This is a genomic window from Vagococcus luciliae, assembly GCF_024637875.1.
Taxonomy (GTDB): domain Bacteria; phylum Bacillota; class Bacilli; order Lactobacillales; family Vagococcaceae; genus Vagococcus; species Vagococcus luciliae.
Genome location: NZ_CP102451.1, coordinates 1,330,190 through 1,346,074 on the forward strand (window position 1 = coordinate 1,330,190; position 15,885 = coordinate 1,346,074).

Below are 15,885 nucleotides of genomic sequence, written 5' to 3' on the forward strand. Positions count from 1 at the left end.
AATTTTATTAAATTAAATTATAATAAGACCCGTCTATCCTATAAAGATAAGACTTTAAGTAAATTTTTAAAATAATTATAATAGATTTTTAATTAAAATATCGTTATAATAAGTAAGACTGTGAAGAAATCTATTAGTTTAATGAGAAAGGCATGTGTATTTATGTCAAATAAAATATTAATTATTGAAGATGAAAAAAACTTGGCTCGTTTTGTAGAGTTAGAGTTAAAGCATGAAAAATATGAGACAGAGGTTCACTATAATGGACGTACTGGTTTAGAGGCAGCGTTATCGCAAGAATGGGACGCGATTCTACTTGATTTAATGTTACCTGAATTAAATGGTTTAGAGGTGTGTCGTCGTATTCGTCAAGTAAAAAATACGCCTATTATTATGATGACAGCAAGAGATTCAGTGATTGATCGCGTATCAGGATTAGACCATGGAGCAGATGACTATATTGTTAAACCATTTGCGATTGAAGAATTATTAGCACGATTACGTGCATTACTCCGCCGAATTGATATTGAGGGAGATAAAAATGTCGCGAAACAAACGACTTTATCTTATCGTAATTTAACCATTGAAAAGGAAAATCGCGTAGTTCGCCGTGGTGATGAAATTATTGAGTTAACTAAACGTGAATATGAGTTATTACTTATTTTGATGGAAAATGTTAATGTCGTGCTATCAAGAGATGTGTTACTAAATAAGGTTTGGGGCTATGAAATAGAAGTTGAAACAAATGTTGTTGATGTGTATATTCGTTATTTACGTAATAAAATTGATGTGCCAGGAGAAGATAGTTATATTCAAACTGTTCGTGGTACTGGGTATGTTATGAGATCGTGATGAATCAATTTAAAAGTAAGATGAATTGGCCTCAAAAATTTTCTTGGAGATCTATCACATTAAAATGGACGATACTAACATCATTAGTCATCTCTATTTTGTTTACGCTTTTTGCCATTATATCTTATCAAATTAGTACAAGACTAATGGTCGAACAAGAAGAAATGACATTTAATCGAACGTTATCTGAAGTTACCACTCGTTTATCAAGAGGAACCGAATCGCTAAGTTTTAATAGCTCTGTTTTCTATTTAAAAGAATCAACAGGCGAGTATGTAGGCGATAGTTACTATGGTGCGAACACATTAGAATCCAGTATGATGAATTTGAATAGCTTTATCTCTGAATTGTCACGACCTGAAATGGATTTAAAAGTATATAATGTTGATGGTGATTTGGTATTTGAAACGAAAAATCGTTTTGTACCATTCAATAAAGAAGAACAATCAGAAACAAGCATAAAAACGTATGAGTACGTTACTGGATTAGTTCTATTAAAACCAGTTTATTCTGATCAAACTGGTAAGTTGATTGGCTATGCACAAGGTTTTTATGACTTAGGATTTTATTATAAGTTTAGAAAAGAACTATTACAGAATTTAATTATGATAGGTATATGCGGATTACTTGTTAGTGTCATTGTGAGTTTCCTCTTATCAACTTACTTTACAAGTCCGCTAAGAAAAATGGTGAAAACATTAAATAATATTGAAACAGCTCATAAAACAGGTCTTAGAATGCCTATTCCTAAATCAAATGATGAGATTTATGATCTAGCTATGGCGTTTAACGACATGATTGAGCGTATGGAGCGTTTTATTACCCAACAGCAACAGTTTGTTGAGGATGTGTCACATGAGCTTAGAACGCCTGTTGCGGTCATTGAAGGGCATATGAATTTATTGAATCGTTGGGGAAAAGACGATCCAGAAGTGTTGGAAGAATCTTTAAGTGCCTCATTACAAGAAATCACACGTATGAAAAGCTTGGTTCAAGAGATGCTTGATTTATCTCGTGCAGAACAATCGGACTTTCATTATAAAAATGAAACATGTTTGGCAAAAGAAACGATTCAAACAACGGTTAGTAATTTTCAAATGTTGTATCCAGATTTTGTGTTTAATTTAGACGATGATGATTTAGATCATTCGGTTCAAATCAAAATGTATCGTAATCATTTTGAACAGATTTTAATTATTTTAATGGACAATGCCGTAAAGTATTCTAGAGATAGAAAAGAAGTGATTATTTCAGCATCGAAGTCTTATCAATCTGTTGATGTGATGATTCAGGACTTTGGTGAAGGCATTTCAGAAGAGGAGATTGAAAAAGTATTTAATCGATTTTACCGGGTAGATAAAGCAAGAGCTCGTCATACTGGTGGTAATGGATTAGGGCTGTCTATTGCACAACAATTAATCGAAAATTATCATGGCACGATAAATGTAAAAAGTCATGTAGATTTAGGAACAGCCTTTTATTTATCTATTCCTTATGTGACAGAAAAAACGACTAATTAATTGACTCAAAAAATATAATAGAATAGAAAAAACGTATCAAGCGTAGAGTGAGGTGACTCATACTTGATACGTTTTTTTAATTAAATAAAGCTAAAAAATCATTATTTGAAATCTTTTGGTCAAAATTAATATCGCCCACAATTAAAGTAGGAACAAAACGGATAGAGGCTTGTTCTGCTTCTTTTACAATACTATCTAGCGCTACATCATTTGATTGCTTTACAAGTCCTAATGTTTCTTCAGCAAAACGAGTTACCTCTTCAGAAGAAGATAACCCACCCCACTCATTTTGAGTGTCATATATCTTTGTAATAATCTCAAGAGCTCGTTCATCCATTGGAACATATTGATGCATAACGTTACCAAGTATTAGACTAGGTGATGTTTTATTAAAAAGTTTGATGACATAATGAAGATTATTTTTAGATACTTCATCTGTTATTAAGTCTAACTTTTCATTCCACCATTGGCGGCAGTATGGACATCGAAGATTAACAAATTCAATTAATGTATTTGGTGCTTCCTTTTGCCCAATCTTTATTCCGTTTGTAGTATTGACTTTTGATGTGTCAATTTGTGTCATAGGCATGACTCATCTCCTTATTTTAAAGCGGCACTGTTTACCATTACTTCATCAATGAGGCCATATTTTTTAGCATCTTCAGCTGACATGAAATTATCTCGATCAGTATCTTGTTCGATAATTTCAATTGGCTGACCAGTATTTTCAGCTAAAATTTTATTTAGTCTTTCTCTTGTATTCAGAATATGGCGCGCTGCAATTTCGATTTCTGTTGCTTGACCTTGGGCTCCTCCAAGCGGTTGATGAATCATAATTTCAGCATTTGGTAAAGCAAATCGTTTTCCTTTAGTTCCAGATGATAATAAGAAACTACCCATTGATGCAGCCATACCTAATACGATAGTCTGAATATCAGATTTAACGAAATTCATTGTGTCATAAATGGCAAGACCTGCTGAAACACTTCCTCCTGGTGAGTTAATGTAAAGATAAATATCTTTTTCAGGATCCTGGGCATCTAAAAATAATAATTGTGCAATGACACTATTTGCAACGTTATCGTCAATAGGGCCACTTAACATAATGATGCGATCTTTAAGTAAACGTGAATAAATATCATAGGCACGTTCACCTCTAGCAGATTGTTCGATAACTGTTGGTATTAAATTCATATAAATTCCTCCTAATAGTAACGCTACTAGCCACATTTTAACATACTCTTTTTATTCTACCTAGAATTTAGCGTCATCTTAGTCAAAAAAGGTCAAAATAATAAAAAGTAAACAAAAAGGACCTACGTCCTTAAAAATATTATGATAAAATATGATATACTTCTTTTAAAAAGAAAGTAACACGCCCTAAGGGAATCGAACCCCCGTCTCAAGAACCGGAATCTTGCGTGATATCCACTACACTAAGGGCGCATCTACTTTTACTAGTTTACCAAAAAAAACATAAATAGCAAGATGAAAAGGAGGAAAAGCTGATGAAAATGTCGCAAAATTTTAGACAGGGTCAAAGCCAAGTTCAGACTCAAAAATTAGCCATGACCCAACAATTACAACAATCCATTAAGATACTACAGTATGGTACAGAAGACTTACTTTCTTTTTTAAATGATAAAATGTTAGAAAATCCGTTGATTGATGTATCCGTTTCCGATATGGATACTCAATACTTAGAACCTAAAAATTATGATGCGTCAAAAAGTGATGGAAAAACGGATTGGATAAATCAGATTCCAGAAACGACTCAATCATTGTTTCATTATTTGATTGAACAAATCCATTTGAATTATCGGGATACAGCGTTGAGAAGTCTTAGTTTATTTCTTGTTGAGTTTATTGATACAAATGGGTACTTAACAATTTCAATAGAAGAAGCGATGAAATTAAAGCAAGCGACTTATATAGAAGTGCTAGATGCATTAACACTTATTCAGATGCTTGAACCTGCTGGTGTTGGTGCTAGAAATCTACAAGAGTGTCTTATGTTACAAATAGAAAGAGATGATAACGCTCCTAACCAAGCTTACTTAGTATTGGAAGAATATTTTGACGAATTGGCCAATAGAAAATGGCAAAAGATTGAAAAAAAGTTAGGGATTTTATTAGTGGAGATTCAAGAAATTTTTGACTATATTCAAAAATTACACCCAAATCCAGGATCACTGTTTTATTCGGACGAAGATAGTATCATTTACCCAGATTTAGAAGTCAAAGTAGATAGAACAGATAATTCAATTTCTATTGTATCTACTAAAGTAGGAAAGCCGGTAATTAGCTTTCAAACAACGTATTTTGAAAAAATGTCTCATCAAGGTGGAGAAGAAGTCAAAAGATATTTAAATGATAAAAAAAGTGAATTTGAATGGCTTAAAAAAACCTTAGAGCAGCGAGGAAATACGATTTTACGAGTAGGAGAAGAAATTGTTAAAAAACAATCAGCGTTCTTTATAGAATCCAATCACCCACTTACTCCCATGAAGTTGAAAAGTGTGGCAGAAGAACTATCACTTCATGAATCAACTATTAGTCGAGCTGTTAATGGAAAATATTTAACAACAGATTTTGGTGTATTTGAGCTAAGAAGTTTCTTTTCAACAGGATTGGAACAAAAAAATTCAAACGAAGTGATTGGAGTAAATGATGTTAAACAATTGATTGAAACAATTATCAGAGAAGAAAACAAGACCAAACCACTATCTGATCAAAAAATTGTCGATTTATTAAAAGAAAAAAATATTCAAATTTCTCGAAGAACAGTCGCTAAATACCGTGAGGAATTAGGAATTCAGTCATCTTCTATGAGAAAAAGATTTGATAATTAAGAGAAAGTTTGAGTATCAGACTTGTATTATTCATCAAGACTTGTTATTATATGCGTGTAAGGGTTGGACAAAATAAAAGTTATTTTGACTCAGCCCTATCAAAATACAATACGTGGGTCAAAAAAAGTCTATGTTGGACTGAAATTGTCCCTTGAGTTGAGGAGTATTATCTATGAGCAATGATTTTGATATTATTGAACAGATTGCTCCTGACATGATTCAAGTGATTGAACAACGATTTCGTATTATGCGAAACATTTATTGGAATCAACCAGTTGGACGTAGAAAATTATCTGAAAAGGTAAATTTAACTGAACGAATACTTCGAAGTGAAACAGAAGTATTAAAACAATTGAATTTGATTGATGTGTCTAAAATTGGAATGTCGCTTAGTGAAAAAGGATTAAGTCTTTATAGTGATTTAGAAATAGTCATGGCAGAGCAAACGGGCAATCGTGTCCTGGAAAAAAAATTAGCAAGTAAGCTTGGTATTGAAAGGTGTTTGATTACGCCTGGAGATAGCGATACTGAAAGCAAAGTGTTAGAAAAGTTTGGCGAGATTATCTCTGATATTCTTTCAACACGTTTACCTGATGGTGAAAACATTATTGCCGTTATGGGTGGGACGACAATGGCAACAGTTAGTCGATGCATGTACAAATTAGAGACACCAGAAAGACATAATATTTTTGTTCCAGCAAGAGGAGGAATTGGTGAAACCATTCAAACTCAAGCTAATTCAATAAGTGCCACAATGGCAGAACAGACTGGTGGCGAGTTTAAAGTATTGTATGTTCCAGAACAAGTCAGTTCGGAAACATATGAGTTATTACTTCACGAGCCAACTGTCCAACGAGTATTAGAGTTGATATCCAAATCAAATGTTGTGATTCACAGTATTGGACGAGCACTGCATATGGCAAAACGTCGTAATATGAGTGCAAGTGATTTAGCAATGCTTTCTAATAATGGAGCTGTTGCTGAGTCATTCGGTTATTTCTTTGATAAAGACGGAGAGGTCGTCTATAAAATACCTCGAATCGGTCTTCAAATGAAAGATCTTCAAAAAATACCGTATGTTATTGCTGTAGCAGGTGGTAAAACAAAAGCTAGGGCAATAGAGGCATACATCAAAAATGCTCCTAAGCAGACGTGGTTACTCACAGATGAGGGAGCTGCAAAACAGATTTTAAAAGAGGAAACTCTTTAAAATAAATAAATTTTTTCGATTTTCTAAAGGAGGAAATCTCACATGACAGTTAAAGTAGGTATTAATGGTTTTGGACGTATCGGACGCTTAGCATTCCGCCGTATTCAAGAAGTTGAAGGATTAGAAGTTGTAGCAATCAATGACTTAACAGATGCACAAATGTTAGCTCATTTATTAAAATATGATACAACTCAAGGACGTTTCAATGGTGACGTTGAAGTTCATGATGGATTTTTCAAAGTAAACGGAAAAGAAGTTAAAGTAACTGCTAACGCTAACCCAGCTGAATTACCATGGGGAGAATTAGGCGTAGACATCGTTTTAGAATGTACTGGATTCTTTACATCTAAAGAAAAAGCAGAATTACATTTACAAGCTGGTGCTAAACGTGTTGTTATCTCTGCTCCAGGTGGAAATGACGTTCCAACAATCGTTTATAACACTAACCATGAAACATTAACTGGTAAAGAAACAGTTATCTCAGGTGCTTCATGTACAACAAACTGTCTTGCTCCAATGGCAGATGCTTTAAACAAAAACTTTGGTATTGTTGAAGGATTAATGACAACAATTCATGCTTATACTGGTGACCAAATGACATTAGATGGACCACATCCAAAAGGTGACTTCCGTCGTGCTCGTGCAGCTGCTGCAAACATCGTACCAAATACAACTGGTGCTGCTAAAGCTATTGGTTTAGTTATTCCAGAATTAAACGGTAAATTAGATGGAGCTGCTCAACGTGTTCCTATCGCAACAGGTTCTTTAACTGAATTAGTAACTGTTTTAGACAAAGAAGTTACTGTTGAAGAAGTTAACGAAGCAATGGAAAAAGCTTCTAATGAATCTTATGGTTACACAATCGACCCAATCGTATCTTCTGATATCGTTGGTATGACTTACGGATCATTATTTGATGCAACTCAAACTAAAGTAATGACAGTTGGCGACAAACAATTAGTTAAAACTGTTTCTTGGTATGATAACGAAATGTCATACACTGCTCAATTAGTTCGTACTTTACAATACTTTGCATCATTAGCTTAATTTAATACACCCTATCAAGATTATCGAAGCGGGGAAGCTATCGCGCTTTCTCGCTTTTTTTGTTAATTCATAAGGAGGCGTCAACAAGCATGGCAAAAAGAACAGTTGAAGATTTAGAATTAAATGGTAAAAAAGTCTTAATACGTGTTGATTTTAATGTCCCTATTAAAGATGGAGAAATTACAAATGATAACCGTATTATTGCTGCTTTACCAACAATTAATTATGTTATCGAACATGGTGGAAAAGCAATTCTTTTCTCTCATTTAGGTCGTGTAAAAACTGAAGAGGATAAAGAAGGCAAATCATTACAACCAGTTGCTGCTCGCCTATCAGAATTACTAGACAAACCAGTTTCTTTCGTTCCCCAAACACGTGGAGCTGAACTTGAAAAAGCTATCAGTGAAATGAAAGATGGAGATGTGTTGGTTGTTGAAAACACTCGCTTTGAAGATATTGATGGTAAAAAAGAAAGCAAAAATGATCCAGAATTGGGTAAATACTGGGCTTCTTTAGGTGATGTTTATGTAAATGATGCATTTGGTACAGCTCATAGAGCTCATGCTTCAAATGTTGGGATTGCATCTAACTTGCCTTCAGCTGCAGGTTACTTAATGGAAAAAGAAATCAAATTTATCGGTGGCGCTGTTGATGAACCTAAACGTCCATTTGTGGCTATTTTAGGTGGCGCAAAAGTGTCTGATAAAATTGGTGTTATCGAAAATTTAATTGAGAAAGCTGATAAAATTTTAATTGGTGGTGGGATGACTTATACATTCTACAAAGCTCAAGGCAAAAATATCGGTAAATCAATTTGTGAACCAGATAAAGTTGATTTAGCTAAAGAATTACTTGAAAAAGCAGCTGGAAAAATTATTTTACCAGTGGATACTGTTTGTGCACCTGACTTTGATAATGATGCGCCAACTGAAATTCATGAAAATAATATTCCAGATAACTTAGAAGGATTAGATATTGGTCCAAAAACAATTGAATTATTCACTAAAGAATTACAAGGTGCTAAAACAGTTGTATGGAATGGTCCAATGGGAGTCTTTGAATTACCTACATTTGCTAAAGGGACAATTGGTGTCTGTGAAGCTATCGCAAACTTAAAAGATGCTACTACTATTATTGGTGGTGGAGATTCAGCAGCTGCTGCAATCCAATTAGGTTTTGCTGATAAATTTACACATATCTCAACAGGTGGTGGAGCATCACTTGAATACCTTGAAGGTAAAAAATTACCAGGTGTAGAATCTATTTCAGATAAATAAGACTAATAAGGAGTCGAGAACATGCGTAAACCAATTATTGCAGGAAACTGGAAAATGAATAAAACTGTTTCAGAAGCACGTGACTTTGCTGAAGCAGTAAAAAATAAAATTCCAAGTAACGATGTGGTGGATTCAGTTATTGGCGCACCAACTTTATTCTTAACAGATTTAGTTGATATTGCTAAAGGAACTGATTTAAAAATTGCTGCACAAAACTGTTACTTTGAAGACAATGGAGCATTTACTGGTGAAACATCTCCAGCAGCTCTAGAAGATTTAGGTGTTGACTATGTGATTATTGGTCACTCTGAACGTCGTGAATATTTCCACGAAACAGACGAAGATATCAATAAAAAAGCAAAAGCAATCATCGCTCATAATATGACACCAATCATATGTTGTGGTGAATCTTTAGAAACTTATGAAGCAGGTAAAACTGCTGAATGGATTAAAGGACAAATTACAGCAGCATTAGAAGGGTTAACAGCGGACCAAGTATCTAACTTAGTTATTGCTTATGAACCAATCTGGGCTATTGGAACTGGTAAATCTGCTGATGCAACAATCGCTGATGATATCTGTGGCGTTGTTCGTCAAACAGTTGCAGATCTTTATTCAGATGACGTAGCTGGAAAAGTTCGTATTCAATATGGTGGATCAGTTAAACCTGAAAATATCGCTGAATACATGGCTAAAGAAAATGTTGACGGCGCACTTGTAGGTGGCGCAAGCTTACAACCTGATTCATTCTTAGCATTATTGGAGGCATTAAACTAATATGGAAAAAGCACCAGTAGCAATTATTATATTAGATGGTTATGGTAAACGTGATGAAGTTACAGGTAATGCTGTTGCACAAGCGAATACACCTAACTTTGATCGTTATTGGAATAACTATCCTCACAACACACTAAAAGCATCTGGTTTAGATGTAGGATTACCTGATGGTCAAATGGGAAACTCTGAAGTTGGACACACTAATATTGGTGCGGGCCGTATAGTTTATCAAAGTTTAACTCGTATCGACAAAGCAATCGAAGACAAAGAGTTTCAAACAAATGTTGCCCTAAATAACGGGATTCAACATGCGTTAGACAATGATTCTGCGCTTCATTTATTTGGTCTATTATCTGATGGTGGGGTTCATAGTCATCAAAACCATCTATATGCCCTTTTAAAAATGGCAAAAGATAGCGGCGTAAAAGAAACTTACGTACATGCTTTCTTAGATGGTCGTGACGTAGCACCAACTTCAGCTTATGGCTATATGGAAGAATTGCTTAAAGTGATGAAAGAATTAGATTACGGAAAAGTTGCGACAGTTTCTGGACGTTTCTATGCAATGGATAGAGATAAACGTTGGGAACGTGTAGCAAAAGCTTATGAAGCGATTGTTGATGGTATCGGCGTGAAAGCGACTGATCCATTACAAGCTATCCAAGAATCTTATGACAATAAAGTAAATGATGAGTTCTTAGTGCCAGTTGTGATTGAAGAAAACGGCAAACCAGTCGGACAAGTAAAAGACAATGACTCTGTTATTTTCTTTAACTTTAGACCAGACCGTGCGATTCAATTATCAAATGCTTTCACTGATAAAGAGTGGAAACACTTTGAACGTAAAAATCATCCTGAAAATGTTAAATTTGTGACAATGACTTTATATAATCCAAGCATTGTAGCAGAAGTAGCATTTCCACCAATTGAAATGAAAAATGTGATTGGTGAAGTATTATCAGATGCAGGCTTAAAACAATTAAGAATTGCTGAAACTGAAAAATACCCTCATGTAACATTCTTCATGAATGGTGGACGTAACGAAGAATTTCCAGGTGAAAGTCGTATTTTAATCAACTCACCTAAAGTTGAAACATATGATTTGAAACCTGAAATGAGTGCTTATGAAGTCACTGATGCTTTATTAGCTGATATTAAAGCAGACAAACATGATGCGATTATCTTAAACTTTGCTAACCCTGACATGGTAGGTCATTCAGGTATTTTAGAAGCAGCAATCAAAGCAATTGAAGCTGTGGATGAATGTTTAGGTAAAGTAGTAGATGCGATTATCGCTAAAGGTGGCGCAGCAATCATTTTTGCTGATCATGGTAACTCAGAAACAATGACAACACCTGAAGGAAACCCACATACAGCTCATACAACTGTTCCAGTTCCTGTCATTGTGACAAAAGCTGGCGCAACTCTTAGAGATGGTGGCCGCTTGGCAGATGTGGCTCCTACAATGTTAGACTTATTAGGTATTGAAAAACCTGAAGAGATGACAGGTGAGTCATTAATTAAATAATTCACGTGCTTTTATTTGAAAGTAGTCGTGAAAATGGTACAATGTTTATGGAAGATTCCTTCCGTAGCTATAAAAACAATATTCCTAAAGGAGAGAAATGTTAATGTCAATTATTACAGATATTTATGCTCGCGAAGTCTTAGATTCACGTGGTAACCCAACTATTGAAGTAGAAGTTTACACAGAAAGTGGTGCTTTTGGTCGCGGTATGGTGCCTTCTGGAGCATCAACTGGTGAACACGAAGCTGTTGAATTACGTGATGGAGATAAATCTCGTTATTTAGGTAAAGGTGTTTTAAAAGCTGTTGATAACGTAAATAACATCATCGCAGAAGAATTAATTGGATATGACGTAAGAGACCAAATGGCTATTGACCGTCGTATGATCGAATTAGATGGAACTCCAAACAAAGGTAAATTAGGAGCTAACGCTATTTTAGGTGTATCAATTGCATGTGCTCGCGCTGCAGCTGATTACTTAGAAGTACCTTTATATCATTACTTAGGAGGATTTAATACAAAAGTATTACCTACTCCAATGATGAACATCATCAATGGTGGTTCTCACTCTGATGCACCAATCGCTTTCCAAGAATTTATGATTGTCCCTGTAGGAGCTCCTACATTTAAAGAAGCTTTACGTTGGGGTGCTGAAGTATTCCACGCATTAGCTAAAATCTTAAAATCTCGTGGATTAGAAACTTCTGTTGGTGATGAAGGTGGATTTGCACCTCGTTTTGAAGGAACTGAAGACGGTGTTGAAACAATTTTAGAAGCAATCAAAGCTGCTGGATTTGTACCAGGCAAAGACATCATGATTGGATTTGACTGTGCATCATCAGAATTCTACGAAAATGGCGTATATGACTATACTAAATTTGAAGGCGAAGGTGCTGCAAAACGTACTGCTGCTGAACAAGTAGATTACTTAGAAGAATTAGTTAACAAATACCCAATCATCACTATTGAAGATGGTATGGATGAAAACGACTGGGATGGTTGGAAACTATTGACTGAACGCTTAGGCGAAAAAGTTCAATTAGTTGGTGACGACTTATTCGTTACAAACACTGAAATCTTAGCTCGTGGTATTGAAATGGGCGTAAGTAACTCAATCCTAATCAAAGTTAACCAAATTGGTACATTAACAGAAACATTTGATGCTATCGAAATGGCTAAAGAAGCTGGATTTACAGCTGTTGTATCTCACCGTTCTGGTGAAACTGAAGATTCAACAATTGCTGACATCGCAGTTGCAACTAATGCTGGACAAATCAAAACTGGTTCTCTTTCTCGTACTGACCGTATTGCTAAATACAACCAATTATTACGTATTGAAGACCAATTAGGCGAAGTTGCTGAATACAAAGGTTTGAAATCTTTCTACAACTTAAAAAACAAATAATTAACGATTAAATATAGCTTATTCCAATGGAATTAAAACTGTTCGGACGTAGAGCACCCTCTAGTTAATACTGGAGGGTGTTTTTTTGTTTTTTTAAGAGGATTCAAAATGTCAATTACTATGGCAAAATGATCTTTGTGATAAGTAATAAATTCCTTAAGAGAACAAAATTTAGAAAGACAATTTAAGTTATTAGAGCTGCAAAAGTTTAAAAAATTTTCTTTAAAGATAATAATCGTCCATAATTAAAATAGATGCTTAACTATATTAGGGAAGATGATATAATAGTTGTGTTGGAATTAGACAGATTAGGGCGAAGTAATAAAGAAATAACTAGTATCATGAATTCAAGACAAAGAGCTACATTCGAAATCCTTAATTTACCATCCCTAAAAGGTAAACAGGACGATAACTTGAGAAGGTTACTAAACAACTTAATCATTGAATTGTTTAAGTATACGGCTGAAAATGAGCGTAAATAGATACGTAAAAGGCAGATATAAGGTATTGAAAAAGGTAAATATAAAGGTCGCCCTTTGACTTATAGTGCTGACTCAACAGATAAACAGAAATGTGTAACATATGAAAAGATTGTTGAGATGTTGGAGAAAGATGTTCCTATAACTCAGATTTCTAAAGAGTTAGATGTGGATAGGAACACGATTTATAGGATTAGAGATGAAAGATTAATAGATAAAGAGTGTATTTAATTATTTGTCTAAACGTAATATTCAATAAAACAATAATATAGAATATTTTTAAAGAAAATTAGGAGTTGATTATTGTATGTACGAAAAATTTACTAGACAGTTGTTACCTTCGAAAAAATATAGAGAGTTGTTAGGTAGCTCAATTACTGTATTTAATTCGAATACTTCATTTGTGATAGAAAACTACCTAAAAATTGAAACAAGTAATAGTTTTGATTGGTATTCATTAATTGATATGACATCTGGACGATTAAAAAATTCAGTTCAATCAGAAATAAAGAAAGCCTCTAATCTGAAAATTATGGAAAAATTTGAGGAATTAGTTGAGAAGAGAAATAGAATAGTTCATAGTTTTCAAATTACTGATATAGATGGAGAGCAAAGACTAGCATCTAAAGATAGAAATCATGTTCAATTTGTTATTACGGAAAATTATTTACATCGATTCATTAAAGAAAATGAAGAACTTTCAGAGATGCTTCATAAATTAAGAGGATATTAGTTTAAAAAGGGGATTATTATGGCAAAAAGTCAACTTATCAAAGATGTAGCGACTAATCAAATTACTGTTGAAGAAACTTTACAAAGATTATTAATAATTACTGATGATTTAAATATTGTTGAAATGAAAGAGTGGATAAAAGGGGAGTTAAATGGATATTCAAACTTGGAAATGTTACCTGATTATAGAAAAAAAGTAGGAAATAGAATTATATATTCTGGAATAAATGGGAGTTTTCAAATTACTAATCAACCGCTTCCGATTTCTTTTATTCCAGAAGAAATGAGAGATGTTGTGCTCAATCCCAAAATAAAGGAAAGTATTAGCTCAATAGAAAAAACATTACTTGATGAGAGTGAAATAGGAGTTGATTTGACTTCTTTAGCAGGTGCTATTTACAATAAAACAGGTGTTCAATGTTATAGTATTTTCCAAGAGTATAGTTTAATGTCATTATCTGAAATAACCAGTAATGTGAAGAATAAAGCGTTATTGATGTTACTTGATTTAGAAAAAGAGTTTGGCAATCTAGATAGTCTAGATATCAAGTTAATAAAGGAAAAGTTAATCTTTATACAAAATCTGTTTATAGTAAAATAAATTCAAAACCTTGGGGAATCTATAGAGTAAGTAGCGGTGAATCGCTTATGATTCCTTTATGGATAGAATTACATAATACTAAGGGAAAAAAAGAGATAATACGTAATCTTAATTTAGTTCTTTATCAAGGAGATAAGAAAATTAAGAGTATGGTTCAGTCATCACATTATAAAAATAGTGAAGGAATAATAGTTGCTTTTGGAAATGAGGGAACTTATACATTTATTTTGGAACCAGAATCAATTGTTAGGTATAATTTACAGTTTAATTTAAGAAAAGATACAGAATTAGAATTTGATACAATAAGAATTTCATACTATGATACTAAAGATAAATACTGTGAATATCTTTTTCTTGATGTACCAGACGGTTGGAGAACCAAAAACACGAAAATTGATGATGAATGGATAAAAATTAATAAATAAAATTCTGATTTTATATATAAGGACGATAAAGATGAAAAAAACAAAAGATATTGTAGTATCTAAAACACATATAAGATTTAAAAGATTTAGTAGAGAAATGAAGAATATCTGGTAAGAATATAATTATTTACAAAATTTAGTTCAGGAAGCAGACTTGAAATCGTTTATTCAGAACTCATTGCTGTCTAATGATGAGTTATTAGTAAGTAAAAAAAGAATGGCTGGAGATAAGGATAGGTTCTTAGAACATGGGAATTTGAAAACTCATTTTATTGATGCGATTAATTTATTTGAAGATTATATATGTGATATTGCTATAATAAATTATTCGTATAGACCAGAAAAAATGGGAGATGTACCATTAGATGCAAAAAAAAACATACAAATTAATTTATAAATATGATGATGTTTCGAGTGTTTTAGATAGAGTGATAGAAGAAAAGGTAAGAAGTATTTTCTATGGAAATCCTGTTGAGTTTTTTACTAAAGAAAAATGTAAACTTGAATGCAAAACTTATTTTGAAAATTATGATAATGAGATAAAAAATTTTTATACCGAAATTGTAGCAAGAAGAAATATAATAATTCATAATCAAAGTCGAGTTGATTCTAAGTTCATTAAAGAAGTTCCAACTACTTTGTATAAAAAAGGAAATAAAATAGTTTTGTCAGAGAATTACCTAAGAGGTACTATAGCATTGCTAATAGGTTTAGGTGCAGGGACAGCAAATTGTTTTATAAGTAATGTACTTGGGGAAACCATTGGAGGTAAATTAAAAGAAGGTTTGAACTCATTTGAACGTTCTAATAGAGAAGATTGGTTTTCACGATTATTAGAGAACTAATATGTATATTTCCAGAAGATACTATTATATAGTAAGATACTGCTAACTACAAAATGTATCCTAGTTAGTAGTACATAACAATCTATTTTTAAGAATGTTGATATATAAAGCTTTATGTGGTATGATTTTTTTCAAACAAAAGCAAAGTTCGTCTGACTGTATTGATAAATACAATCAATTATTACGTATTGAAGACCAATTAGGTGAAATTGCTGAATACAATGGTTTGAAATCTTTCTACAACTTAAAAAAACAAATAATTAACGATTAAATATAGCTTATTCTAATGGAATTAAAACTGTTCGGACTTAGAGCACCCTCTAGAAAACTGGAGG

At 33.3% G+C, this 15,885-nt stretch carries 17 protein-coding genes, 1 tRNA gene and 2 pseudogenes; 17 read left to right on the forward strand and 3 right to left on the reverse strand.

The window, feature by feature from the left end:
* The first annotated feature begins 162 nt into the window (after nucleotides 1-162).
* On the forward strand, nucleotides 163-852 hold the full coding sequence (locus G314FT_RS06490; protein WP_117972960.1) for a response regulator transcription factor: 690 nt from the start codon (nucleotides 163-165) through the stop codon (nucleotides 850-852).
* The gene (locus G314FT_RS06495; RefSeq protein ID WP_257699612.1) at nucleotides 852-2,372 is read left to right on the forward strand and encodes a HAMP domain-containing sensor histidine kinase; all 1,521 of its coding nucleotides are present in this window, start codon (nucleotides 852-854) and stop codon (nucleotides 2,370-2,372) included. The genes G314FT_RS06490 and G314FT_RS06495 overlap by 1 nt, the downstream gene beginning before the upstream one ends.
* A 76-nt stretch (nucleotides 2,373-2,448) precedes the next feature.
* Here the strand turns inward: G314FT_RS06495 and G314FT_RS06500 are convergent, their stop codons facing one another.
* The 3 genes from G314FT_RS06500 to G314FT_RS06510 form a co-directional block, all read right to left on the reverse strand.
* Nucleotides 2,449-2,961 carry a DsbA family protein gene (locus G314FT_RS06500; RefSeq protein WP_257699622.1) on the reverse strand — a complete coding sequence of 171 codons (513 nt, stop codon included), beginning with the start codon at nucleotides 2,959-2,961 and terminating at the stop codon, nucleotides 2,449-2,451.
* An 11-nt stretch (nucleotides 2,962-2,972) separates the two neighbouring features.
* Nucleotides 2,973-3,566, reverse strand: a complete 594-nt coding sequence (clpP, locus tag G314FT_RS06505) for an ATP-dependent Clp endopeptidase proteolytic subunit ClpP (RefSeq protein WP_117972957.1) — start codon at nucleotides 3,564-3,566, stop codon at nucleotides 2,973-2,975.
* A gap of 180 nt (nucleotides 3,567-3,746) precedes the next feature.
* Nucleotides 3,747-3,818, reverse strand: a tRNA-Arg gene (locus tag G314FT_RS06510).
* 62 nt (nucleotides 3,819-3,880) lie between these two features.
* Here G314FT_RS06510 and rpoN point away from each other — a divergent pair.
* The 15 genes and pseudogenes from rpoN to G314FT_RS06580 form a co-directional block, all read left to right on the forward strand.
* A complete protein-coding gene (rpoN, locus tag G314FT_RS06515; protein ID WP_257699624.1) occupies nucleotides 3,881-5,224 on the forward strand; it encodes an RNA polymerase factor sigma-54 in 1,344 nt (447 codons plus the stop codon).
* A 172-nt stretch (nucleotides 5,225-5,396) separates the two neighbouring features.
* Complete coding sequence (locus G314FT_RS06520) at nucleotides 5,397-6,434, forward strand: sugar-binding transcriptional regulator (protein ID WP_257699626.1); 1,038 nt, start codon at nucleotides 5,397-5,399, stop codon at nucleotides 6,432-6,434.
* 42 nt (nucleotides 6,435-6,476) lie between these two features.
* Nucleotides 6,477-7,481 (forward strand): type I glyceraldehyde-3-phosphate dehydrogenase, encoded by a 1,005-nt coding sequence (gap, locus tag G314FT_RS06525; RefSeq protein ID WP_257699627.1) that lies wholly within the window; start codon nucleotides 6,477-6,479, stop codon nucleotides 7,479-7,481.
* Between the two features lie 89 nt (nucleotides 7,482-7,570).
* Nucleotides 7,571-8,758 carry a phosphoglycerate kinase gene (locus G314FT_RS06530; RefSeq protein WP_257699628.1) on the forward strand — a complete coding sequence of 396 codons (1,188 nt, stop codon included), beginning with the start codon at nucleotides 7,571-7,573 and terminating at the stop codon, nucleotides 8,756-8,758.
* 21 nt (nucleotides 8,759-8,779) lie between these two features.
* Nucleotides 8,780-9,535: a triose-phosphate isomerase gene (gene tpiA / locus G314FT_RS06535; RefSeq protein ID WP_257699629.1), complete on the forward strand. Its 756-nt coding sequence runs from the start codon at nucleotides 8,780-8,782 to the stop codon at nucleotides 9,533-9,535.
* Between the two features lies 1 nt (nucleotide 9,536).
* Complete coding sequence (gene gpmI, locus G314FT_RS06540) at nucleotides 9,537-11,063, forward strand: 2,3-bisphosphoglycerate-independent phosphoglycerate mutase (RefSeq protein WP_257699630.1); 1,527 nt, start codon at nucleotides 9,537-9,539, stop codon at nucleotides 11,061-11,063.
* A gap of 103 nt (nucleotides 11,064-11,166) precedes the next feature.
* Nucleotides 11,167-12,468, forward strand: coding sequence for a surface-displayed alpha-enolase (eno, locus tag G314FT_RS06545; RefSeq protein WP_257699631.1), 1,302 nt, complete (start codon nucleotides 11,167-11,169; stop codon nucleotides 12,466-12,468).
* Nucleotides 12,469-12,722: 254 nt separating this feature from the next.
* Nucleotides 12,723-12,947, forward strand: a pseudogene (locus tag G314FT_RS06550) (recombinase family protein); the annotation flags it as partial.
* 57 nt (nucleotides 12,948-13,004) lie between these two features.
* Nucleotides 13,005-13,178: a helix-turn-helix domain-containing protein gene (locus G314FT_RS10550; protein WP_423837494.1), complete on the forward strand. Its 174-nt coding sequence runs from the start codon at nucleotides 13,005-13,007 to the stop codon at nucleotides 13,176-13,178.
* A 76-nt stretch (nucleotides 13,179-13,254) separates the two neighbouring features.
* Nucleotides 13,255-13,680, forward strand: coding sequence for a selenium binding protein (locus G314FT_RS06555; protein WP_257699632.1), 426 nt, complete (start codon nucleotides 13,255-13,257; stop codon nucleotides 13,678-13,680).
* 18 nt (nucleotides 13,681-13,698) lie between these two features.
* Entirely contained in the window at nucleotides 13,699-14,280 is a 582-nt protein-coding gene (locus tag G314FT_RS06560; protein ID WP_257699633.1) for an AbiTii domain-containing protein, read from the forward strand.
* Between the two features lie 47 nt (nucleotides 14,281-14,327).
* Complete coding sequence (locus G314FT_RS06565) at nucleotides 14,328-14,705, forward strand: hypothetical protein (protein WP_257699634.1); 378 nt, start codon at nucleotides 14,328-14,330, stop codon at nucleotides 14,703-14,705.
* A 154-nt stretch (nucleotides 14,706-14,859) separates the two neighbouring features.
* Nucleotides 14,860-15,102, forward strand: coding sequence for a hypothetical protein (locus G314FT_RS06570; protein WP_241699111.1), 243 nt, complete (start codon nucleotides 14,860-14,862; stop codon nucleotides 15,100-15,102).
* Nucleotides 15,071-15,550, forward strand: coding sequence for a hypothetical protein (locus tag G314FT_RS06575; RefSeq protein WP_257699635.1), 480 nt, complete (start codon nucleotides 15,071-15,073; stop codon nucleotides 15,548-15,550). The genes G314FT_RS06570 and G314FT_RS06575 overlap by 32 nt, the downstream gene beginning before the upstream one ends.
* Nucleotides 15,551-15,695: 145 nt before the next feature.
* A pseudogene (locus tag G314FT_RS06580) lies at nucleotides 15,696-15,821 on the forward strand (hypothetical protein); the annotation flags it as partial.
* Between the last annotated feature and the right edge of the window lie 64 nt (nucleotides 15,822-15,885).

Bases quoted from the DNA above. Each gene is read 5' to 3' on its own strand.
- G314FT_RS06490 (WP_117972960.1), top strand. From the start codon at position 163: ATGTCAAATAAAATATTAATTATTGAAGATGAAAAAAACTTGGCTCGT.
- G314FT_RS06495 (WP_257699612.1), top strand. From the start codon at position 852: ATGAATCAATTTAAAAGTAAGATGAATTGGCCTCAAAAATTTTCTTGG.
- G314FT_RS06500 (WP_257699622.1), bottom strand. From the start codon at position 2,961: ATGCCTATGACACAAATTGACACATCAAAAGTCAATACTACAAACGGA.
- clpP (WP_117972957.1), bottom strand. From the start codon at position 3,566: ATGAATTTAATACCAACAGTTATCGAACAATCTGCTAGAGGTGAACGT.
- rpoN (WP_257699624.1), top strand. From the start codon at position 3,881: ATGAAAATGTCGCAAAATTTTAGACAGGGTCAAAGCCAAGTTCAGACT.
- G314FT_RS06520 (WP_257699626.1), top strand. From the start codon at position 5,397: ATGAGCAATGATTTTGATATTATTGAACAGATTGCTCCTGACATGATT.
- gap (WP_257699627.1), top strand. From the start codon at position 6,477: ATGACAGTTAAAGTAGGTATTAATGGTTTTGGACGTATCGGACGCTTA.
- G314FT_RS06530 (WP_257699628.1), top strand. From the start codon at position 7,571: ATGGCAAAAAGAACAGTTGAAGATTTAGAATTAAATGGTAAAAAAGTC.
- tpiA (WP_257699629.1), top strand. From the start codon at position 8,780: ATGCGTAAACCAATTATTGCAGGAAACTGGAAAATGAATAAAACTGTT.
- gpmI (WP_257699630.1), top strand. From the start codon at position 9,537: ATGGAAAAAGCACCAGTAGCAATTATTATATTAGATGGTTATGGTAAA.
- eno (WP_257699631.1), top strand. From the start codon at position 11,167: ATGTCAATTATTACAGATATTTATGCTCGCGAAGTCTTAGATTCACGT.
- G314FT_RS06555 (WP_257699632.1), top strand. From the start codon at position 13,255: ATGTACGAAAAATTTACTAGACAGTTGTTACCTTCGAAAAAATATAGA.
- G314FT_RS06560 (WP_257699633.1), top strand. From the start codon at position 13,699: ATGGCAAAAAGTCAACTTATCAAAGATGTAGCGACTAATCAAATTACT.
- G314FT_RS06565 (WP_257699634.1), top strand. From the start codon at position 14,328: ATGATTCCTTTATGGATAGAATTACATAATACTAAGGGAAAAAAAGAG.
- G314FT_RS06575 (WP_257699635.1), top strand. From the start codon at position 15,071: ATGCAAAAAAAAACATACAAATTAATTTATAAATATGATGATGTTTCG.